This window comes from Streptomyces sp. JL2001, from assembly GCF_050917515.1.
In the GTDB taxonomy this organism is placed as follows: Bacteria; Actinomycetota; Actinomycetes; order Streptomycetales; family Streptomycetaceae; genus Streptomyces.
The window spans coordinates 6,324,559-6,344,662 of record NZ_CP169421.1; the positions used below are offsets into that span (position 1 = coordinate 6,324,559).

General features: G+C 74.5%; 19 protein-coding genes. 12 read left to right on the forward strand and 7 right to left on the reverse strand.

Annotated features, from left to right (window positions below; translation table 11 throughout):
- The first annotated feature begins 61 nt into the window (after positions 1-61).
- Both ACE1OA_RS28210 and ACE1OA_RS28215 read left to right on the forward strand, forming a co-directional pair.
- Positions 62-637 carry a helix-turn-helix domain-containing protein gene (locus tag ACE1OA_RS28210; RefSeq protein ID WP_147977202.1) on the forward strand — a complete coding sequence of 192 codons (576 nt, stop codon included), beginning with the start codon at positions 62-64 and terminating at the stop codon, positions 635-637.
- The gene (locus ACE1OA_RS28215) at positions 634-1,353 is read left to right on the forward strand and encodes a helical backbone metal receptor (RefSeq protein ID WP_356601005.1); all 720 of its coding nucleotides are present in this window, start codon (positions 634-636) and stop codon (positions 1,351-1,353) included. Before ACE1OA_RS28210 ends, ACE1OA_RS28215 begins: the two co-directional genes overlap by 4 nt.
- Here ACE1OA_RS28215 and ACE1OA_RS28220 read toward each other — a convergent pair.
- Entirely contained in the window at positions 1,280-2,437 is a 1,158-nt protein-coding gene (locus ACE1OA_RS28220) for a TDT family transporter (RefSeq protein WP_432753564.1), read from the reverse strand. The genes ACE1OA_RS28215 and ACE1OA_RS28220 overlap by 74 nt on opposite strands.
- 70 nt (positions 2,438-2,507) lie before the next feature.
- Between ACE1OA_RS28220 and ACE1OA_RS28225 the strand changes: the two genes are divergently transcribed.
- Complete coding sequence (locus ACE1OA_RS28225; protein WP_356601003.1) at positions 2,508-3,437, forward strand: LysR family transcriptional regulator; 930 nt, start codon at positions 2,508-2,510, stop codon at positions 3,435-3,437.
- A 60-nt stretch (positions 3,438-3,497) separates the two neighbouring features.
- On the opposite strand, the gene ACE1OA_RS28230 is transcribed toward ACE1OA_RS28225, so the two are convergent.
- From ACE1OA_RS28230 to ACE1OA_RS28240, 3 genes are all read right to left on the reverse strand, one after another.
- Positions 3,498-4,187, reverse strand: coding sequence for a gamma-glutamyl-gamma-aminobutyrate hydrolase family protein (locus ACE1OA_RS28230; protein WP_384873827.1), 690 nt, complete (start codon positions 4,185-4,187; stop codon positions 3,498-3,500).
- Between the two features lie 46 nt (positions 4,188-4,233).
- Positions 4,234-5,691, reverse strand: coding sequence for an ethanolamine permease (gene eat / locus ACE1OA_RS28235; protein WP_356601001.1), 1,458 nt, complete (start codon positions 5,689-5,691; stop codon positions 4,234-4,236).
- 220 nt (positions 5,692-5,911) lie between these two features.
- On the reverse strand, positions 5,912-6,670 hold the full coding sequence (locus tag ACE1OA_RS28240) for a FadR/GntR family transcriptional regulator (RefSeq protein WP_393556431.1): 759 nt from the start codon (positions 6,668-6,670) through the stop codon (positions 5,912-5,914).
- A 78-nt stretch (positions 6,671-6,748) separates the two neighbouring features.
- On the opposite strand from ACE1OA_RS28240, the gene ACE1OA_RS28245 reads away from it, so the two are divergent.
- From ACE1OA_RS28245 to ACE1OA_RS28265, 5 genes are all read left to right on the forward strand, one after another.
- A complete protein-coding gene (locus ACE1OA_RS28245; RefSeq protein ID WP_361313248.1) occupies positions 6,749-8,119 on the forward strand; it encodes a glutamine synthetase family protein in 1,371 nt (456 codons plus the stop codon).
- Positions 8,120-8,127: 8 nt separating this feature from the next.
- Positions 8,128-9,492 (forward strand): aldehyde dehydrogenase family protein, encoded by a 1,365-nt coding sequence (locus tag ACE1OA_RS28250; RefSeq protein ID WP_356600998.1) that lies wholly within the window; start codon positions 8,128-8,130, stop codon positions 9,490-9,492.
- 5 nt (positions 9,493-9,497) lie between these two features.
- Positions 9,498-10,280, forward strand: coding sequence for a 3-oxoacyl-ACP reductase (locus ACE1OA_RS28255; protein ID WP_356600997.1), 783 nt, complete (start codon positions 9,498-9,500; stop codon positions 10,278-10,280).
- A 173-nt stretch (positions 10,281-10,453) separates the two neighbouring features.
- Positions 10,454-11,728: a haloacid dehalogenase-like hydrolase gene (locus ACE1OA_RS28260; RefSeq protein ID WP_356600996.1), complete on the forward strand. Its 1,275-nt coding sequence runs from the start codon at positions 10,454-10,456 to the stop codon at positions 11,726-11,728.
- A gap of 48 nt (positions 11,729-11,776) precedes the next feature.
- Positions 11,777-12,706 (forward strand): DUF2510 domain-containing protein, encoded by a 930-nt coding sequence (locus tag ACE1OA_RS28265; protein WP_432753565.1) that lies wholly within the window; start codon positions 11,777-11,779, stop codon positions 12,704-12,706.
- 40 nt (positions 12,707-12,746) lie between these two features.
- Here ACE1OA_RS28265 and ACE1OA_RS28270 read toward each other — a convergent pair whose 3' ends face one another.
- Positions 12,747-13,949 carry an amino acid deaminase/aldolase gene (locus tag ACE1OA_RS28270; RefSeq protein ID WP_432753566.1) on the reverse strand — a complete coding sequence of 401 codons (1,203 nt, stop codon included), beginning with the start codon at positions 13,947-13,949 and terminating at the stop codon, positions 12,747-12,749.
- 109 nt (positions 13,950-14,058) lie between these two features.
- Between ACE1OA_RS28270 and ACE1OA_RS28275 the strand changes: the two genes are divergently transcribed.
- Entirely contained in the window at positions 14,059-15,609 is a 1,551-nt protein-coding gene (locus ACE1OA_RS28275) for a hypothetical protein (protein WP_432753567.1), read from the forward strand.
- Positions 15,606-16,802, forward strand: a complete 1,197-nt coding sequence (mycP, locus tag ACE1OA_RS28280) for a type VII secretion-associated serine protease mycosin (RefSeq protein ID WP_432753568.1) — start codon at positions 15,606-15,608, stop codon at positions 16,800-16,802. The genes ACE1OA_RS28275 and mycP overlap by 4 nt, the downstream gene beginning before the upstream one ends.
- On the opposite strand, the gene ACE1OA_RS28285 is transcribed toward mycP, so the two are convergent.
- A complete protein-coding gene (locus tag ACE1OA_RS28285) occupies positions 16,768-17,595 on the reverse strand; it encodes a serine hydrolase (RefSeq protein ID WP_432753569.1) in 828 nt (275 codons plus the stop codon). The genes mycP and ACE1OA_RS28285 overlap by 35 nt on opposite strands.
- A gap of 196 nt (positions 17,596-17,791) precedes the next feature.
- Here ACE1OA_RS28285 and ACE1OA_RS28290 point away from each other — a divergent pair, with 196 nt between their 5' ends.
- Positions 17,792-18,526, forward strand: a complete 735-nt coding sequence (locus ACE1OA_RS28290) for an SseB family protein (protein WP_384873803.1) — start codon at positions 17,792-17,794, stop codon at positions 18,524-18,526.
- A gap of 53 nt (positions 18,527-18,579) precedes the next feature.
- On the opposite strand, the gene ACE1OA_RS28295 is transcribed toward ACE1OA_RS28290, so the two are convergent.
- Positions 18,580-18,939: a DUF1844 domain-containing protein gene (locus ACE1OA_RS28295; RefSeq protein WP_147977189.1), complete on the reverse strand. Its 360-nt coding sequence runs from the start codon at positions 18,937-18,939 to the stop codon at positions 18,580-18,582.
- Positions 18,940-19,317: 378 nt separating this feature from the next.
- On the opposite strand from ACE1OA_RS28295, the gene infC reads away from it, so the two are divergent.
- Positions 19,318-19,986: a translation initiation factor IF-3 gene (infC, locus tag ACE1OA_RS28300; protein ID WP_356601130.1), complete on the forward strand. Its 669-nt coding sequence runs from the start codon at positions 19,318-19,320 to the stop codon at positions 19,984-19,986.
- Positions 19,987-20,104 lie beyond the last annotated feature (118 nt).

The window sequence follows — 20,104 nt, forward strand, 5'->3', positions numbered from 1 at the left end:
TGCGTAAGGTTCAGGTAACCGATCAGTACGCCCGACGCACGCGACACGGGGAGGAGCGGTCATGGACGACAAGGAATCACTCCGCGTGGGCGCGGCCGTCAAGAGGCGCCGCAGAGCCCTCCACCTCACCCTGGCCGTCGTCGCCTCGCGCAGCGGCCTGTCCGTGCCCTTCCTCAGCCAGGTCGAGAACGAGCGGGCCCGTCCCAGCATGCGGTCGCTCCAGCTCGTCGCGGAGGCGCTGGAGACGACGGCCGCCGAACTGCTCGCGTCCGCCGAGTCCGCCCGCACCGTCGACGTCGTGCGCGCCGAGGAGGTCCTGGACGACGCGCTGGAGGACGAGCCCGGGATCCGGCCCGCCGGCGTACGCCCGCTGGTGCGCGGCCGGCACCAGTTGCACGCCCGGGAGTTCACCGGCGAGCGGGACGCCGGCCGTGAATTCGTGCACCGCAACGACGAGTTGCTGTACGTCGCCGACGGCTCGGCCGAGGTCGAGGCCGAGGGGCGCGCGTACCGGCTCGAACGCGGCGACACGCTGTTCCTCTCCGGCGGTGTACGGCACCGGTGGCGCGCCACCGAGCCGGGCACCCGCCTCCTGGTCGTCGCGGTCGCCGAGCACATCGTGGCCGGTGACGCATGAGGGTCGTCTCCCTCGTCCCGTCGCTGACCGAGGCCGTCGCCGTCACCGCCCCGGGCCTGCTGGTGGGGGTCACCGACTGGTGCACCCACCCGGCCGGCCTCGACGCCGCCCGGATCGGGGGCACCAAGAACCCGGACGTCGCCGCGATCACGGCCCTGCGACCGGACCTCGTGATCGCCAACGAGGAGGAGAACCGCGCCCCCGACCTGGCCGCCCTGCGCGCGGCCGGTGTCGAGGTCCTGGTGACCGAGGTGCGCACGCTGGACCAGGCGTTCCGCGAGCTGGACCGGGTCCTGCGGGCGTGCGGCGTGCCGTCGAGGCCCGACTGGCTCGACCGCGCCGTGGAAGCCTGGGCCGCCGTGGAACCGGCCGGCCCGCCGGTGACCGCGATCGTGCCGATCTGGCGGCGCCCCTGGATGGTGCTCGGCCGCGATACCTTCGCCGGCGACCTGCTCGCCCGGCTCGGCGTCCGCCACCTGTACGCGGACCACGCCGAGCGCTACCCCCGCGTCCCCCTCGACGAACTCGTCTCCCTCGGCGCCGATCTCGTCGTCCTGCCCGACGAGCCCTACCGCTTCACGGCCGACGACGGCCCCGAGGCATTCCCCGGGACCGCCGCCGCGCTCGTGGAGGGGCGTCTGCTCACCTGGTACGGGCCGTCGCTGGCCGAGGCTCCGGACGGGTTGCTGCGGGCGCTGCGAGCAGCGCGCCGCTGACCAGCCCGCGCACCGTGTGACGGGCGGCCACCAGCCAGGCCGCGACCAGGAACACGTACAGCCCGACCGCGAGCCACCGCAGCCCCGCCAGCCCGGTGTGCCCGGCCAGGCCCTCGGCGCCGGTCACGCAGGTGCCGACCGGGAAGGTGAAGGCCCACCAGGTCATCGCGAAGCCCATGCCCTGGCGCCGCGCCCGCACCACCATCGCGCCGGCGAGCGCGAGCCACAGCAGGGCGAAGCCCGTCACCGGCACGCCGTACAGGACGGCGAAGGCCGCGAAGCCGTGGGCGTACGGCTCGGGCAGGACGCCGGGGGCCGCGTCGGCGAACTTGTTCGCGGCGGTGGTCGACTGGCCCAGCGGGCCGAGGACCAGGAACAGCGTGGGGGTGAGAGCCAGGGGCAGGGGCCCGCCCGTGACGAGCCTGCCGAACACCAGCGGAAGCATGACGAGGGTCGCGAGCAGGCTCAGGCCGAACATGGCGTAGCAGGCGATCAGCAGCGACTGCTGGGCCTGCCCGGCGGGCAGGTGCGGCAGCAGCAGCGGTCCGAGCGCCGCCGAGACCATGGGCGCCACCACCGGCAGGAGCCAGACCGGGGCCGCGCTCTCGATCCGGTGGTGCACGACCATGAGGTACGGGATCGCCACGGCGGCCGCCAGGCCGATCGCCGTACCCGCCGTGAACAGGACGGCGTCGACCGCCACGGCGGCGGGCAGCCCGATCCAGTCCCGCCCCACCAGCAGCGTGCCGCCGCCGACCGCGAGCAGCGCCATCGACAGGCAGCCGTAGAACGGCGCGACGGCCGGGTCCAGCAGGTGCGCGCGGGCCTGGTCGCGGTGGTGGGCCCAGTGCAGGACGCGTGCGGCCAGCAGGGCGAGGAGCATCGCCAGGGAGAGCGCCCAGACGGCCGTGCAGGCGGTCCGCAGGCCGGGGACGTCCACCGGGAGGGCGGCTCCCGCGTTGGCGACGATGGCGGTGCCCATCACCGGGGCGTACCACTGGGGGCCGAGGTGACGGACCGAGACCGGCCGTGCGCCGGGGGTGGTGGCGCGGAGTACCGGGCTGGATGCTGCGAGGGTTGCCATGCCCCCACCGTCTTCCGGATTCCGGTGACCCACCAGGGATCTTGTGGCTATGACGTCATAAGCTGGCTTTATGAGCAGTGAGCCGTCCTCCGTGTCCGCAGCACCCCTCTCTCACCGGGTCCCGGATCTCGGCGCGCTCGAACTGCTGCTGGCCGTCGCCCGTCACGGGAGTCTGGGCCGCGCCGCCCGCGAGGTGGGGATCACGCAGCCCGCCGCGAGCAGCCGGATCCGGTCCATGGAGCGGCAGCTCGGTGTGGCGCTGGTGGACCGCTCGCCGCGCGGCTCACGGCTCACCGACGCCGGGGCCCTGGTGACCGACTGGGCCCGCCGGATCGTGGAGGCGGCGGAGGCCTTCGACGCGGGGGCGCAGGCCCTGCGGGGCCGGCGGGACTCGCGGCTGCGGGTGGCCGCGTCCATGACGATCGCCGAGTACCTGCTGCCCGGCTGGCTCATCGCGCTGCGCGGCCAGCGGCCCGACACGGCCGTGTCCCTGCTCGCGGGGAACTCGGCGGCGGTCGCCGCGCGGCTGCTCGGCGACGAGGCGGACCTGGGATTCGTGGAGGGCCTCGCGATCCCCGAGGGACTGGACGGCGCGGTCGTCGCCCGCGACCGGCTCGCCGTGGTCACCGCGCCGTCGCACCCGTGGGCCCGGCGCCGCGCGCCGCTGGACCCGGGCGAGCTGGCGGCCACGCCGCTGATCCTGCGGGAACGCGGCTCGGGCACCCGCCAGGTCCTCGACTCGGCGCTCGCCGCATACGGCGGTCTGGCCCAGCCGCTGCTCGAACTGGCCTCCACCACGGCCGTGAAGGCGGCGGCGGTCAGCGCCGCGGGCCCCGCCGTCCTGAGCGAGCTGGCCGTCGCGGAGGAACTGGCCTCCCGTCGTCTGGTCGAGGTGCCGGTCGCGGGAGTGGAACTGCGGCGCGACCTGCGGGCGGTCTGGCCCGCCGGGCACCGCCCCACCGGTCCGGCCCGCGACCTGCTCTCCCTGACCCGCGGCTGAGCCGGCACGTTCGCGCCGGTCCCGCGGCGCCGGGCCACGGCCCGGCCCCGGAGCGGGTCCTCAGCGGCGGGCGGCGCCGGCCGCGCGCACCAGTCCCTGCATCACCCGCAGGTCCTCGCCCATCTCCGGGTGCCACTGGACGCCCAGCGCCCAGCCCGGTCCGGCCAGTTCCACCGCCTCCACGGTGCCGTCCTCGGCGTACGCCGCCGGGACCAGACCGCGGCCCAGCCGGTCGACCGCCTGGTGGTGGTAGGTCGGCACCTCGGCGAGCTCCGGCGCCAGGGAGGCGTAGAGCGTGCCCGGGACCGGCTTCACCGCGTGCCGGCCGATCACGCCGACGGCCTCCACATGGCCGTCCAGGTGCTGGATCAGGGTCCCGCCGAGGGCCACGTTCAGCAGCTGCATGCCGCGGCAGATGCCCAGCAGCGGGGTTCCCGAGGCCAGCGCGGCCTCGATCAGCGCCAGCTCCCACGCGTCCCGGGCCCGGGCCGGCGGACCGGTACGGGGGTCGGGCGCGGCCCCGTACCGTACCGGCTCGACGTCCGCTCCTCCCGCGACCACCAGGCCGTCCAGCCGGGCCACCACCTCCGCCGCCGTGGCCGGGTCGCCCGGCGGGAGCATCGCCGCGAGGCCGCCGCTCGCCTGGACGAGCCGCGGGTACGGGGCCGGCAGCAGCGCGGCGGCCATGTCCCACACCCCCCAGCGGGCCCGGTCGAGGTAGGTCGTCACGCCGATGAGCGGCTTGGTCACGGGAGTTCCTCCAGGGGAGAGAGCGTCGGGGGTCGGAGCGGGCGCCTCAGTCGCGTTCGAGTTCGGCCTCGGCCGCCGCCAGCGCGGCGAACTCCTCCTCCGGCGCCTTGGCCACCAGATGATGTCGACTGTAGAACGCGAAGTACGCCAGGGCGATCACGTAGACCCCGAGCGCGATGAACGCCGCGTCCTTGTCCACCAGGAAGGTCGCCACCAGCGCCGCCAGCGCGAGCACGAAGGCGACGGACGAGGTCACGACACCGCCGGGCGTCCGGTACGGCCGGGGCAGCTCCGGCTCGCGCCGGCGCAGCACGATGTGGGAGAGCGCCATCAGGGCGTACGAGATGGTGGCGCCGAACACGGCGATGTTCAGCATCCGCGCGCCGTCGCCGGTGCCCGCGGCGAGGGCGAAGCCGATGGCGCCGGGGATGAGCAGTCCCAGGTAGGGGGACTTGCGCCGGCTGGTCAGCGAGAGGAAGCGGGGGAGGTATCCGGCCCGGGACAGGGCGAAGAGCTGCCGGGACCCGGCGTAGATCAGGGAGAAGAAGGAGGCCACCAGGCCGGCGAGCCCGGCGTAGTTCACGAACCGGCTGAGCGCGGTCGGCTCCCCGTCGCCCTGCAGGGCCACCACCAGCGGGTTGCCGGCCTCCTGGATCGCCGCGGCGCCGCGCGCCCCGGTCGCGGCGAAGAAGGTCACCACGGCCAGCAGCGCCAGGACGCCCATCGAGAGGGCCAGTGCCCTCGGCATCGAGCGGACCGGGTCCTTGGCCTCCTCGGCGGCGAGCGGCACGCCCTCGACGCCGAGGAAGAACCACATGCCGAAGGGGAACGCCGCCCAGATGCCGAGCAGCCCGAACGGCAGCCAGGAGTTGGCGCCGAACGCCGCGCCGTCGACCGGGATGTCGTTCAGCCCGTCGACGTGGAAGTCGGTGAGGGCGCCGAGCGCGAAGATCACGAGTGCCGCGACCGCGATCGCGGTGACGACCAGGCTGAAGCGCAGCGCCTCTCCGACGCCCCACAGGTGGATGCCGATGAAGACCACGAAGCACGCCAGGTAGACCGGCCAGCCCGACTCCAGGCCGAACAGCCCGAGGGACTCGACGTAGTCGCCGATGAAGATGGAGATCGCGGCGGGGGCCAGGATGTACTCGATGAGGATCGCGGTGCCGGTGAGGAAGCCGCCCCAGGTGCCGAGCGCCCGGCGGGCGAAGCCGTAGCCGCCGCCCGCGGTGGGCAGGATGGCGGAGAGCTCGGCCAGCGCGAAGACGAGGCACGCGTACATCGCGCCCATCAGGACGGTGGCGACGGCCAGGCCGCCGAAGCCGGCCTTGGACAGGCCGATGTTCCAGCCGGAGAAGTCGCCGGAGACGACGTACGCGACGCCGAGCCCGGTGAGCAGCAGCCAGCCGGCGCTGCCGCGCCGCAGGGCCCGGCGCTCCAGATAGTCGTCCTGCGGTGGTGCGGTGCTTCCCGTGCTGTTCCCGGTCGTGTCTTCGAGCGTCATGGCAGCGTCAGCTCCCGCGTCGGGCCCAATGGATTGGTCCCATACCTTTGCGCCGGGTCGGCTGGAACGCAACCCCCTTGCGTTACTTTCGGGTTACGCGGACGCGGAGGCGGGGGAGCCCGGCGCGCGGTCGTGTCCGCGCGTCGGCGCCGACCCGTCGCGCCGACCCGGCCGCGTCGGCCGCGTCGGCCGCGCCGGGACGACGGCGCCGCGGGGCCGGTCAGGTCAGGAAGCCGCGCAGCAGCGCCGCGGTGCCCCCGCAGTGCTCCCGCATCACCTCGCGCGCCGCGTCCGCGTCGCCGTCGAGCACGGCCTCCACCAGGGCGGTGTGCTGGTGCTGCGAGTGCTCCAGGTTGCGTACGAGCAGCGGGATGCAGTCCAGCAGGTCGTTCACCGTCGCCCGGACCGCCGCGTACTGCGCGGTCAGGGTCGGGGAGCCCGACAGCTCGGCGAGCGTGAGGTGCAGCAGCGTGTCCTGGCGCCGGTAGTCCGTCAGCGGGGCGTCGTGCGTCGCCGCGAGGGCCGTCCGCAGCCGGGTCACCCCCTCGTCGGTCAGCCCGTGCGCCGCGCACAGACCGGCCGCTCCCACCTCCAGCACCTCGCGGAAGCGCAGCGCGTCCTCCATGTCGACGGAGGCGATCCGGCGGCGCAGCTCGGCCTCGTCGGCGGTCTGCGGGCGGTGCAGCACGAACGTTCCGCCGTAGCGGCCCCGCCGGCTCTCCACGAGCCCCTGCTCCTGGAGCACCTTCAGGACCTCGCGCAGGGTCACCCGGCTGATCCCCATCCGCTCGGCGAGCTCCCGCTCCGCGGGCAGCCGCTCCCCGCCCGGCACGAGACCGAGCCGCACCACCTGGAGGATCTGCTCCAGGGCCTCCTCGAAACCGTTGCCCGCCCGCACCGGCCTCAGCACCGGTGTCAGGCGGTCCGGCGGGTTCGGCAGGTCCGCCCAGGCGTCCGTCTCGCCACCGATCTTCGCCACGTTGCGGTTTCCCCTTCCCAAGCAATGGTCTTCGGCAATACCTTATGGCTCCCGGCTGACCGAAGGAGGAGTAATCCCGTGGCAGACCGCAAAGCCCCGCTCTCCGTCGAGGAGCTACGCACCCTCGTCGCGAGCGGTGAGATCGACACCGTCGTCCTGGCCTTCCCCGACATGCAGGGACGGCTCCAGGGCAAGCGGTTCGCCGCCCCGTTCTTCCTGGACGACGTCCTCGGCCACGGCACCGAGGGATGCAACTACCTCCTGGCCGTCGACGCCGAGATGAACACGGTCGACGGATACGAGATGTCGTCCTGGGACCGCGGCTACGGCGACTTCGCCATGCACCCCGACCTCTCCACCCTGCGCCGCGTCCCCTGGAACGAGGGTACGGCGATGCTCATGGCCGACCTCGCCTGGAACGACGGATCGCCCGTCGTGGCCGCGCCCCGCCAGATCCTGCGCCGCCAGCTGGAACGGCTCGCCGAACAGGGCTACACCGCCCACGTCGGCACGGAGCTGGAGTTCATCGTCTTCAAGGACACCTACGAGCAGGCCTGGGACGCGAACTACCGGAACCTGACCCCCGTCAACCAGTACAACATCGACTACTCCGTCCTCGGCACCGGCCGCGTCGAACCGCTGCTGCGCCGCATCCGCAACGAGATGGCCGGCGCCGGGCTCACCGTCGAGTCGGCCAAGGGCGAGTGCAACCCCGGCCAGCACGAGATCGCGTTCAAGTACGACGAGGCCCTCGTCACCTGCGACCAGCACGCCGTCTACAAGACCGGGGCCAAGGAGATCGCCGCCCAGGAGGGCGTCTCGCTCACCTTCATGGCGAAGTACAACGAGCGCGAGGGCAACTCCTGCCACATCCACCTCTCCCTCCAGTCCGTCGACGAGCCCGGCCGCAACGTGATGGCCGGAGCCGGACCGGGCGGGATGTCGGAGGTCATGCGGCACTTCCTCGCCGGCCAGCTCGCCGCCCTGCGCGACTTCTCCCTTCTCTACGCCCCCCACATCAACTCGTACAAGCGTTTCCAGCCGGGTTCCTTCGCCCCCACCGCCGTCGCGTGGGGCGTCGACAACCGCACCTGTTCCCTGCGCGTCGTCGGCCACGGCCGCTCGATGCGCTTCGAGAACCGCCTCCCCGGCGGAGACGTCAACCCGCACCTCGCCGTCGCCGGCCTCGTCGCCGCGGGCCTGTACGGCATCGAGCAGCGCCTCGAACTTCCCCCGGCCTGCGACGGCAACGCCTACACGGCCGAGTACGCCCACGTCCCCACCACCCTGCGCGAGGCCGCCGAGCTCTGGGAGACCAGCCCGATCGCCAAGGCCGCCTTCGGCGACGAGGTCGTCGCCCACTACCGCAACATGGCCCGCGTCGAAGTCGAGGCCTACGACGCCGCGGTGACCGACTGGGAGCTGCGCCGCTCCTTCGAACGCATGTGAGGAAAGAGTTGCTCCAGGTACTCAATCCGGCGACCGAAGAGGTCGTCGCGACCGTCCCCGCCGCCACCCCCGCCGACGTCGACGCCGCCGTCGCCCGGGCCACCACCGCCCAGCGCGGCTGGGCCGCCGCCGCACCCGCCGACCGGGCCCGCCTCCTGCGCCGCTTCGCCGCGGTCGTCGACGACCACGTCGAGGAGCTGGCCCGGCTGGAGGTCCGCGAGGCGGGCCACACGATCGGCAACGCCCGCTGGGAGGCCGGCAACGTCCGCGACCTGCTCGACTTCGCCGCCGGGGGAGTGGAACGGCTCAGCGGCCGGCAGATCCCGGTGGCCGGCGGCCTCGACATCACGATCCTCGAACCCCTGGGCGTCGTCGGGGTCATCGCACCCTGGAACTTCCCCATGCCGATCGCCGCCTGGGCCCTCGCCCCGGCGCTCGCGGCGGGCAACGCGGTGATCCTCAAGCCGGCGGAGACCACCCCGCTGACCGCCCTGCGCCTGGCCGAACTCGCCCGGGACGCCGGACTGCCGGACGGACTGCTCCAGGTCCTGCCCGGCGAGGGGGCCGTCACCGGCAACGCACTCGTCGAGCACCCGGGCATCGCCAAGATCGTCTTCACCGGCTCGACCCGGGTGGGGAAGAGCATCATGGCGAAGTGCGCCGGCCAGGTGAAGCGCGTGACCCTCGAACTCGGCGGCAAGAGCCCCAACCTCGTCTTCGCCGACGCCGACATCGAGGCGGCGGCGGCCGCCGCCCCGATGTCCTTCCTCGACAACAGCGGCCAGGACTGCTGCGCCCGCACCCGCATCCTCGTCCAGCGGTCCGTGTACGACCGCTTCCTGGAGCTGCTCACCCCGGCGGTCGAGGAGATCGTCGTCGGCGACCCGTCCGACGAGCGCACCCAGATGGGTCCCCTCATCTCCCGTGCCCAGCTGGAACGCGTCCGGGCCTACGTCCCCGAGTCGCTCCCCGGCATCCGCGGCAAGGCGCCCGAGGGCCCCGGCTTCTGGTTCCCGCCGACCGTCCTCACCGAGGTCGCCGAGGACGCGCCGTGCGCCGTCGAGGAGGTGTTCGGCCCCGTCGCGGTCGTCCTGCCCTTCGACGACGAGGCCGACGCGGTCCGGCTCGCCAACGCCACCGAGTACGGGCTGTCCGGCTCGATCTGGACCCGTGACGTCGGACGGGCCGTCCGGGTCTCCCGCGCCGTCCGCGCCGGCAACCTCTCCGTCAACTCGCACTCCAGCGTCCGCTACTGGACCCCGTTCGGCGGCTACAAGCAGTCCGGCCTCGGCCGGGAGCTCGGCCCCGACGCACTGACCGCCTTCACCGAGACCAAGAACGTCTTCATCAGCACGGAAAGCACGGAGGCCTGAATCACATGACCGACTCGATCGTCTGCCGCCGCCTCGTCGGCCGGACCGCCGTCATCACCGGGGCCGGCAGCGGCATCGGCCTCGCCACCGCCCGCCGTCTGGCCTCCGAAGGCGCCCAGGTCGTCTGCGGCGACATCGACGAGACCGCCGGCAAGGCCGCGGCCGAGGAGGTCGGCGGCACGTTCGTCAAGGTCGACGTCACCGACCCCGAGCAGGTCGAGGCGCTGTTCAAGACCGCCTTCGACACCTACGGCTCCGTCGACATCGCCTTCAACAACGCCGGCATCTCGCCGCCCGACGACGACTCCATCCTCACCACCGGCCTGGAGGCGTGGAAGCGCGTCCAGGACGTCAACCTCACCTCGGTCTACCTGTGCTGCAAGGCGGCGCTCCCCTACATGCGGCGCCAGGGCCGCGGGTCGATCATCAACACCGCGTCCTTCGTCGCCATCATGGGCGCGGCCACCAGCCAGATCTCGTACACCGCGTCCAAGGGCGGCGTGCTCGCCATGTCCCGCGAGCTGGGCGTCCAGTTCGCCCGCGAGGGCATCCGGGTCAACGCGCTGTGCCCGGGACCGGTCAACACCCCCCTCCTGCAGGAGCTGTTCGCCAAGGACCCGGAGCGGGCCGCCCGTCGGCTGGTCCACATCCCCGTCGGCCGGTTCGCCGAGGCGGAGGAGATCGCCGCCGCCGTGGCCTTCCTCGCCAGCGACGACTCCTCGTTCGTCAACGCCACCGACTTCCTCGTCGACGGCGGCATCTCGGGCGCGTACGTGACTCCCCTGTAGGGATCCGCCCCCGCACACGTCGGGTCCCCGTTCGCGCGGGGTCCCGGCCCCCCCACCCGACAGCCGGGCGTCGTGAGGCGCCCGGCTGTCGTGCGCAGGAAGGCCCCGCGCAGAAGGGGCCGCGCAGCGAAGTCGTCCGCAGAGAGTCGTCCGCAGAGAACAGGAGCCCGCTCGTGAACCATCCGATCCGCCGGCCGGCCGTGCTCGCCGCCGTGACCGCCGTCGTCGCCGGCCTGCTCACCGCCCTGCCGGCCCAGGCGAAGCCCGCCGCGTGCCCCACGCTGCGGACCTCCGAGGGCTGGTACGGCGACAACCGCGCCCGGCTCCAGCGTCTGATCGACACCCACTGCGCCGCCGGGGCCCGCACGGCGCGGACCAGGCCTGTCGCCGTCTTCGACTGGGACAACACGGTCGTCAAGAACGACGTCGGCGACGCCACCATGTACTGGCTGCTCCGCAACAGCCGCATCCGCCCGCCCGAGAACGGGGACTGGGCCGCCACCAGCCGCCATCTCACCCCGCGGGCGGCCACCGCCCTCGCCGACGCCTGCCCCGCGCCCGCCCGCCCGGCGCGCACCCTGCCCACCGGCACCGACACCCGCTGCGCCGACGAGATCCTCTCCGTGTACGCGGACGGTGCCACCACCTCGGGCGACCCGGCGTTCGCCGGCTTCGACCACCGCCGGACGGAACCCCAGTACGCCTGGCTCGCCCAGCTGCTGCGCGGCTGGACCCGTGACCAGGTCGCCTCCTTCGCCCGTGCCGCCCGGGCCGAGAACCTGGCCGCTCCCGTCGGCGCCACCCGGCAGGTCGGCACCCGCACGGTCACCGGCTGGGTCCGCTACTACGACCAGCAGCGCGACCTGGTCCGCACCCTGCGCGCGGCCGGCTTCGACGTCTGGATCGCCTCCGCCTCGCCCGAACCGGTCGTCGAGGTCTGGGCCGAGGGCGTCGGCATCGCGCCCTCGCGCACCCTGGGCATCCGCAACACCACCGAACGCGGCAGGCTCACCGCGCACCTGGCCGGCTGCGGCGGTGTACGGGACGGCGAGGACACGATGATCACGTACATCGACGGCAAACGCTGCTGGATCAACCAGGAGGTCTTCGGCGTCCGCGGCCCGGCCGCCGAGCGGATCGGGCCCGCCGCACGGCGCCAGGTGTTCGCCGCAGGCGACTCCGACACCGACGTCTCCTTCCTGCGCGACGCGACCGGCCTGCGGCTCGTCCTCAACCGGAACAAGAACGAACTCATGTGCCGCGCCTACGACGACGCCGACGGCCGCTGGATCGTGAACCCGATGTTCATCGAGCCCAAGAAGCGGAAGACCGCCCCCTATCCGTGCGCCACCACCGGCTACACCGGCGGCGACGGCACGGCGCAACCGGTCCGGCGGTCCGACGGCAGCGTCGTGCCCGACCAGACGGACTCCGTGTACGGCTCATGAACCCGGCGGCCCGGCCGACATGACACGCCCTAGGGTGACGGGATGAGCATGACGACACCTCCCCGCACGCCCGGCGGCGTGGGGGGACCCCCAGGCTGGTATCCGGATCCGGCGATGCCCACCGTCGAACGCTGGTGGGACGGCACGGCCTGGACCGCGCACACCCGCTTCTCGCAGGTGACGACCGCGATGCCGGTGGCCGGCCCCGCGCCGTCCGCCCGTCGTGGCCGGGCCGTCGCCCTCGGGGCGGCGGCGCTGGTGCTGGCCGCGGCGGTCGTCGCCACCGTCCTCGTCCTCGGCGGCGACGAGGACGCCCCCGTGACGTCCGGCCCGCCCGCGGCGAGCACCGGCGGTTCCCCGGCGCCGGCCACGAGCGGCACCCCGTCAGCCACCGCGACAGCCGAGGACGCCACCCGCGTCACCGACCAGCTCAACGGCATCACGCTGCCGATCGTCCGGGGCTGGGAGAAGCCGGAGTACCGGGGCGGCGACGTCCCGACCGTCACCACGGTCGGCGACCACCCCTGCCCCGGCGCGCCCGACCAGGACTGCCGGCACGGCACGGTGAGCTCCCGTACGGCCACGGGCACCGCCGCCGGCACGCCCGAGGCGATCGCCCGCGAGGACATCCCGCTCGCCACCGTCGCCGCCTTCGACGAGGACGTCCTCGGCAACGACCTCTACGGCGGCATCCGCTCCCACAAGGAGATCGCGGCCCGCTCCGTCGCCGTCGCCGGGCGCACCGGCTTCCTGGTCCGCTGGCAGGTCACCACCGGCAAGGGCCCCGGCGGTTACGTCCAGTCGCTGGTCTTCCCGTCCCCGACGGGCAGCGAGGCGCCGGTCGTCGTGCGCTTCGCGTTCGACGCGGGCCCGGACGGTCCGCCGCTCGCCGAGATGGACGAGATCGCGAAGAACATCCTTCCCATCGGCAGCACCACCAGCGGCGGCGTGGGCACGTCGATGAGCCCCCGCTCCTGACCGGGTCGCCCGGACCCCGGCCGGGGTCCGGGCCCGGGCGTCAGAGGAAGGTGCGGCCCTCGCCCCGGTAGGTCGGCACGGTCGCGGTGATCCGGTCGCCCTCCACCAGGTGCAGGCTGTCGAAGCGCTCGCACAGCTCCCCGGCCTTCGCGTGCCGGAACCACACCTTGTCGCCGATCAGCAGGTCGTCGGCGGGGGAGCCGAGCAGCGGCGTCTGCACCTCGCCCGGCCCCTCCTGCGGGTCGTAGCGCAGACCCTCCGGCAGGTACGGCACGGGCAGCCGGTCCGGGCCCGCGGCCCCGGACGCGGGGTAGCCGCCGCCGAGCACGGTGACCACGTCCACCCCGGGGCGGCGCACCACCGGCTGGGCGAACAGGGCGGCCGGGCGTCCGGTGAAGGACGTGTAGTTGTCGAAGAGCCGCGGCACGTAGAGACCCGAACCGGCGGCGATCTCCGTCACCGCTTCCTCGGCCGCCGTGTGCTGCACGCTGCCCGTACCGCCGCCGTTGACGAACTCCAGATCCGGCGCCACCGCCCGCACGGCGCGGACGACGGCCGCCCGCCGCGCGGCGAGCTCCTTGCGGGCGGCGGCCTGCATCAGCCGGATCGCGCGGGAGCGCAGCGGCCGCCCGGCGACCGCGTCCCCGACCCCCGCGACATGCCCCTCGTACGCCATGAGGCCGACCAGCCGGAAGCCGGGGCGGCGCGCCACCGAGCGGGCCAGCTCAGCCAGCTGGGCGGGCTCGCGGAGCGGGGAACGGAGCGCCCCGACGCGTACCCGGCCGCCGAGCATCCGGAGCGAGGTGTCCAGCTCGAGGCAGACCCGGATCTCCTCGGTGCCACCCGCGCGGGCCTGGTCGACGAGGTCGAGCTGCGCCGGGTCGTCGATCATCACCGTCACGGCGGCGGCGAGCTTGGGGTCGGCCGCCAGGGCGCCGAAGGCGGCACGGTCGGCGGACGGGTAGGCGAGGAGCACGTCCTCGAAGCCGGCCCTGGCCAGCCACAGCGACTCGTCGAGCGTGAAGGACATGATCCCCGCGAAGCCCTCCCGCGCGAGGACCCGCTCCAGGAGCGCCCGGCACCGCACGGACTTGCTCGCGACCCTGACCGGCTTGCCTCCCGCCCGGCGTACGAGGTCGTCGGCGTTGGCGTCGAACGCCTCCAGGTCGACGATCGCCACGGGCGCGTCGAGGTGGGCGGTGGCCCGGTCGTACCGGGCCCGGTCGGCGGCGCGGGGAGTCATGGGCCGAGCTTGCCAGACCGGTTTACGGAGAGGTAGCCCCTGGGTTCCCGTGCAGCGGGGAACAGCCCGTAGAGTGACGGGCATTGCCGGCACGACCAGGGGGACGGGGATGACGACCGACTCGCACCACCCCGCGTCCCGCATCACCGACGCACTGCTCCCCCCGTCCACCCCGCCGCAGCCCCCGGCGCCCCCCGCCCCGGGCCCGCGCGCCGCGGCGAACCCCGCACCGGCCGCACCCGGGCCGCGCGCCGACGGTGCCCGGCGGACGGCGTCCGCCGTCACCCCGCGCGCCGACGCCCCGGAGCGGACGGCCGCCCCGCCGCGCCCGGTCTCGGCGCCGCTCCCGCCCGAGGTCGCGCCGCCCCGCCCCGCCGTACCCCTGCCCGCGCCCGCCGCGCCCGTGGCACTCCCGCCCGCGCCCGCCGCCCCGCCGGTGGTGCGCCCGGCCGGTGCCCCGGTGACCGCCTCCGCGCCGAGCACCGGAACGCCCACCCGCCCCGCACGGCAGCCGGGCGCGCCCGCGCCCGAAGCCGGCGCCCCTGCGCAGCCGTCCCGGCCCGCCGGCACCCCCCGCCCCGCACGGCAGCCGGGCGCGCCCGCGCCCGAAGCCGGCACGCCCGGCAGCCGCCCGCCGCGCCCGGCCGAGCCGCCCGCCGTCGAGACGACCACCCGGCTGCGCCCCGTCCGCGACACCGACCCCGCCCCCTCGCCCGCGCGGGCGGACCGGTCCGCGCCGGCCGCCCCCGCGTCCACCGCCGCGCCCGACGCGCGGCAGGCGGTGTACCCGCGGCCCGCTTCCGCCATCCCGTTCGACCGGCACCCCGAGCAGTCCTACGGAACCTACGGCGCCTACCACCCGTACACCGCGCCGCCCGAGACGCCCGGCGAGACCACCACGCGCCTCCGGCCCATACGCGAGCGGCGCACGAAGCGGATCGTCGCGGCCGGCGTGTGCCTCGTGCTCGGGTTCGGGCTCATCGGCGGGGCGATCGCCGGCGCCGTCCTCGCCGCCACGGACGCGGGCCGCCCCGAAGAGCCCACGGGCTTCGAGGAGGCCAGGACCCTGTGGCACAGCGTCCCCGTCGACACCCTCTTCCCCCGCACGCTCCCGGGCCCGGGAGCGGGTCCCGGCACCGCCGCCCGCGCCTGGACACGGGTCGTCGTCGCCCCGGACGCCCCCTGCTCGACCAGCACGCTGCCCCGGAGCGTCCTCACCCCCCTGCGCCCCGTCGGCTGCGACCGCGTCCTGCGCGCCACGTACACCGACGCCACCTCCTCCAGCGTCATCACCGTCGGCCTGGTCTTCACCCAGGCCGATCCCGCGGCCATGCGCGCCCTCGGCCCCGGGATCGGTGCCGACCTCCCTCCCGCGCTCGCCGGCCCGGGCACCGTCGCCGCCCGCTTCGGTGACGGACAGCGCGCCAGCTGGTGGACGCGCGCCCTGCCCGACCTGCCCGTCGTCGTCTACTCCGTCTCCGGATTCGCCGACGGCCGCCGCGTCGACACCCCCCAGCCCGCCGATCAGGCCATGGCCGCCGGCCAGACGACCGCGCCCGCCGAGGCCGGTCTCGGCCACGAGGCCAAGGGCGTCGCCGACCGCGTCGAACGCGGACTGCGCAAGGCGGCCACCGCCGCCGCGAAGGAGAACGACCGGTGACCCGCCGCCGCACCCGCGCCCTCTCCGCGGCGCTCCTCGCGAGCGCCTTCGCCGTCCTCCCGGCGATCACCACCCCCGCGTACGCCGACACCATCCGCGCCCGCCAATGGGGCCTGGAGGCCCTGCACACCACCGAGGCATGGCGCACGACGCAGGGCGAGCGCGTCACCGTCGCCGTCCTCGACACCGGGGTCGACTCCGAACACCCCGACCTCGAGGGTTCCGTCCTGCCCGGCAACGACCTCATCGGCTTCGGCGCCGCCCGAGGCGACCGCGCCTGGGCCCGGCACGGCACCGCCATGGCCGGCATCATCGCCGGACACGGCCACGGGCCGGGCCGCGAGGACGGCGTCCTCGGCGTCGCGCCGCAGGTGAAGATCCTGCCCGTCCGGGTCATCCTCGAAGGCACCGACAAGTCCCGGGACAAGGCCCGCAATTCCCGCGGCACGGCCCTCGCCGAGGGCATCCGCTGGGCGGTGGACCACGGGGCCGACGTCATCAACCTGTCCCTCGGTGACGACTCCAAGTCCGCCCACCCCGACTCCGGGGAGGACGCCGCCGTCCAGTACGCCCTCGCCAAGGGCGTCTCCGTCGTGGCCTCGGCCGGCAACGGCGGCGAGAAGGGCGACCACGTCTCGTACCCCGCCGCCTACCCGGGCGTCATCGCCGTCACCGCCGTCGACCGCTTCGGCACCCACGCCTCCTTCTCCACCAGCCGCTGGTACGCCACGGTCAGCGCCCCCGGCGTCGACATCGTCATCGCCGACCCCGACCGCCGCTACTACGAGGGCTGGGGCACCAGCGCCGCCGCCGCGTTCGTCTCCGGCGCCGTCGCGCTCGTCCGCTCCGCCCACCCCGACCTGACGCCCGCCCAGGTCAAGCAGCTGCTCGTCGACACCGCCCGCAACAGCCCCAAGGGCGGCCGGAGCGACGCCAAGGGGTACGGCACCGTCGACCCGGCCGCCGCGATCGAGGCCGGAGGCCGGCTCAAGGGGGCCGACCCGAAGACCGCCTCGGCCGGGTACAGCGGGCAGTACTTCGGGCCCGGACCGCTGCCCGACGCCGACGAGGACCGGCCGATCGGTTTCCTCGCCCCGGCGGCCGGCGGCCTCGGCGCGCTGCTGCTCGCCGCCGCGGTCGTCCTGTGGCGCGGACGGTTCAGCGCCCCGCGCCCGCCCCAGCCGTTCCGCTGACCGCCCCGTCCCCGCCCGTTCCGTCGACCGCGTCGGTGCCGCCGGCGGCGCCCGCCGCGTCGGTCGTGGCCAGGGCCGAGACCGCCGCCCGCGCCGCCCGCTCCACCAGCGCGATCCCGGCCTCCCGGGTCGGGTGACCGTCGGAGAGCACCGCGACCAGCCGGACGCGTCCGCCCGCCGTGATCCGCCCGATGCTGTTGACGTCCCACAGGCCGGTCGCGTCCCGCGGCAGCCAGCCGTTCTTCAGCGCCGTGTCCCGCGGCCCGTCCGCCGCCGCGGAGACACCCCAGTCCTGGCCCGCGACCACCCGCTCCATCAGCCCGGCCACACAGGCGCGGGAGTCCGCCGTCAGCGGCGAGTCCGTGCCGAAGACGGCCGCCAGCAGGGTCAGCCGGTCCCGTGCCGTCGTCTGGGTCAGGCCCCACGCCCGCGCACCCGTCGTCCGCGTGAGCCCGAGGCGGGCGTTGGCCGCGTCGAGGCCCCCGGCACCGCCGATCGTCCGCCACAGCGTGGTCGCGGAGTCGTTGTCGCTGTGCTCGATCATGGCGGCGGCGCACCCGAGCTCCGCCGGGGCCGGCCACCGGCCCCCGTCCTGCGCGCGCAGCAGCAGCGCGGCCAGGATGTCGACCTTGACGACGCTGGCGGTGTCGTAGGTCCGCCCCTCGCCGCCGTACGAGGCCGTCCGTCCGCTCGCCGGGTCGAGCACGGCGACCGAGAGCGAGGCGTCGCTCCCGGCGACGACCGGAGCCACGGCCCCGGCGAGCACGGCGTCGAGATCCATCCGTACGGTCACCGCTGACGTCTCCCCGGAAGCGCGGCCGCGACGGGACGGCGGCCTCGGACGGCCCCGCACCCGGTCCGGGCACGGCGCCCCGCCCACCGGGCGCGCCGGCGGGCAGGACCATTCTGCTGTGGCGCACGGCACGTGTCCGCCCGGCACCGGCCACCCGCCGGGAACGGCCCCACCGCGGGCCGGTTAGGCTCGTCGCGTGGCGCTCAAGAACATTCCGGACCCCGGTTTCTCCGACGACGACGGCACCGCCGACCCCCGGCTCGCCGCGGCGCTCGCCGCGTGGGCGGAGGACCGGGCCGCCCACGGCCCCGTCCTGGAGGCGCTCGGTACCGCCCGTCTGCTCGTCCCGGTCGTCGCCGTCCTCGGCGAGGTCGAGGTCGACCCCGTGACCGGACTGCGCAGCGAGAAGACCAGTGACATGGCCGTGCCGACGCTCACCGCGGGCGACCGGCGCGCGCTGCCCGCCTTCACCTCGATCGCCTCGCTCGCCCTGTGGGACCCGGCCGCACGCCCGGTCGCCGTCCCGCTGCACCAGGCCCTGCAGGCCCTCGCGCACGAGAAGGCGGACACCCTGGTCCTCGACCTGGCCGGCCCCGTGCCGTACCAGGTGACCGGACCGGCGCTGCTGGCCCTCGCGGAAGGCCGCGCCAGCGCGGACCCGCTGGACGACCCCGCCGTCCGTGAAGCGGTCCGCGCCGCCGTCGCGGCCGAGCCCGCCGTCCTGCGGGCCCACCTGGGCCCCGGCGCCGCCGACGGCACCCTCGCCCTCGTGCTGGCCGGGGACGCCGCGCCCGCCGAGGCCGCCCAGCGGGTGGCCCGCGCGCTCGCCGCCGACGAGACACTGAGGGCCCGCCTGGTGCGCGGTCTCGACCTGGCACTGCTGCCGGCCTCGGCCACGCCTCCGGGCGAGCCCTTCTACGTCAAGGAGTAGCCGGGGCGGCGGTGCACCTCGCGGGGTGCACCCGGCCGCCCTGGCTCCGGTCGTCAGCCGTAGACCGGTCCGGTGTACTTCTCGCCCGGACCCTGGCCCGGCTCGTCGGGGATGATCGAGGCCTCGCGGAAGGCCAGCTGCAGGGACTTCAGGCCGTCCCGGAGCGGCGCCGCGTGGAAGGAGCTGATCTCCGTCGCGCCGGCGTCCAGCAGCCCGGCGAGGGCGTGCACCAGCTTGCGGGCCTCGTCGAGGTCCTTGTGGGCCTCGCCGTCCTCGGTCAGTCCGAGCTTCACGGCCGCGGCGCTCATCAGGTTGACCGCGACGGTCACGATGACCTCGACCGCGGGAACCTCCGCGATGTCACGGGTCATGTCGTCGAAGTCAGGGGAGTCGGTGTGGGGCGTTTCGCTCATGCCCACACGATAAGCCGGGGCGGTCCCCGCCCGTCGCGTGGTCCTCGGTTAGCAAACCGTCCCGAGCGGTGCTAACCTTGTGTAACGACCGGCCGGACACATGTGTGCCCGGCCCACAAGTGGAGGCTCCGATCTCCCACCTGGCCGCTCTCACGGGCGGCGGGTCACCGGTCAGGCGGCGCCCATCGTTCCGTACGGACGATGGAAGCCGCCCGATGTGCGCCCCGCGGTTGACCGCGGCGGTGCTCCGGTATTTCCGTGGAGCCCCGCCTGTGTCCCGTCCGGGGCATTTTTCATGTACCGGCGCGGTTGGTCACCTGAAACAGACGTTACGCGTCCGTCCGCCAGGCGGTCGCGTGGTGCTACCGAGGAGGATCCATCAGCGCCGAGCCCCGCATCAACGACAGGATTCGCGTTCCCGAGGTGCGACTTGTCGGTCCCAGCGGCGAGCAGGTCGGGATTGTTCCGCTTGCCAAGGCCCTGGAGCTCGCACAGGAGTACGACCTCGACCTGGTCGAGGTCGCGGCGAACGCCCGTCCGCCCGTGTGCAAGCTCATGGACTACGGGAAGTTCAAGTACGAGTCGGCCATGAAGGCCCGTGAGGCGCGCAAGAACCAGGCGCACACGGTCATCAAGGAGATGAAGCTCCGGCCGAAGATCGACCCGCACGACTATGACACCAAGAAGGGTCACGTCGTCCGGTTCCTCAAGCAGGGCGACAAGGTCAAGATCACGATCATGTTCCGTGGTCGTGAGCAGTCCCGCCCCGAGCTTGGTTTCCGGCTGCTGCAGCGGCTGGCTTCGGACGTCGAGGAGCTTGGCTTCATCGAGTCCAACCCGAAGCAGGACGGCCGAAACATGATCATGGTTCTCGGCCCGCACAAGAAGAAGACCGAGGCCATGGCCGAGGCGCGTGAGGCCCAGGCCGCACGCAAGGCGGAGCGTCAGGGCGTTGCCTCCGACGACACCGCTGAGACCGCCGAGACCGTCGAGGCCCCGGCCGCCGAGGCTCCGGCCGACGCACCGGTCGAGAACCCCGAGGCGTGACCCGAGGGGCTGCCCTCCAGGCAGCCCCGGGCCCCGCCCGGAACCACCAAACGAAGAACTGACGCTCCCGGTTGTCCGGTGCCCGCACCGGGGGAGTGCCACTGACGAGGAGACTACG

Bases quoted from the DNA above. Each gene is read 5' to 3' on its own strand.
- ACE1OA_RS28270 (WP_432753566.1), bottom strand. From the start codon at position 13,949: ATGACTCCCCGCGCCGCCGACCGGGCCCGGTACGACCGGGCCACCGCC.
- ACE1OA_RS28220 (WP_432753564.1), bottom strand. From the start codon at position 2,437: ATGGCAACCCTCGCAGCATCCAGCCCGGTACTCCGCGCCACCACCCCC.
- eat (WP_356601001.1), bottom strand. From the start codon at position 5,691: ATGACGCTCGAAGACACGACCGGGAACAGCACGGGAAGCACCGCACCA.
- ACE1OA_RS28215 (WP_356601005.1), top strand. From the start codon at position 634: ATGAGGGTCGTCTCCCTCGTCCCGTCGCTGACCGAGGCCGTCGCCGTC.
- ACE1OA_RS28265 (WP_432753565.1), top strand. From the start codon at position 11,777: ATGACGACACCTCCCCGCACGCCCGGCGGCGTGGGGGGACCCCCAGGC.
- ACE1OA_RS28225 (WP_356601003.1), top strand. From the start codon at position 2,508: ATGAGCAGTGAGCCGTCCTCCGTGTCCGCAGCACCCCTCTCTCACCGG.
- ACE1OA_RS28275 (WP_432753567.1), top strand. From the start codon at position 14,059: ATGACGACCGACTCGCACCACCCCGCGTCCCGCATCACCGACGCACTG.
- ACE1OA_RS28295 (WP_147977189.1), bottom strand. From the start codon at position 18,939: ATGAGCGAAACGCCCCACACCGACTCCCCTGACTTCGACGACATGACC.
- ACE1OA_RS28255 (WP_356600997.1), top strand. From the start codon at position 9,498: ATGACCGACTCGATCGTCTGCCGCCGCCTCGTCGGCCGGACCGCCGTC.
- ACE1OA_RS28210 (WP_147977202.1), top strand. From the start codon at position 62: ATGGACGACAAGGAATCACTCCGCGTGGGCGCGGCCGTCAAGAGGCGC.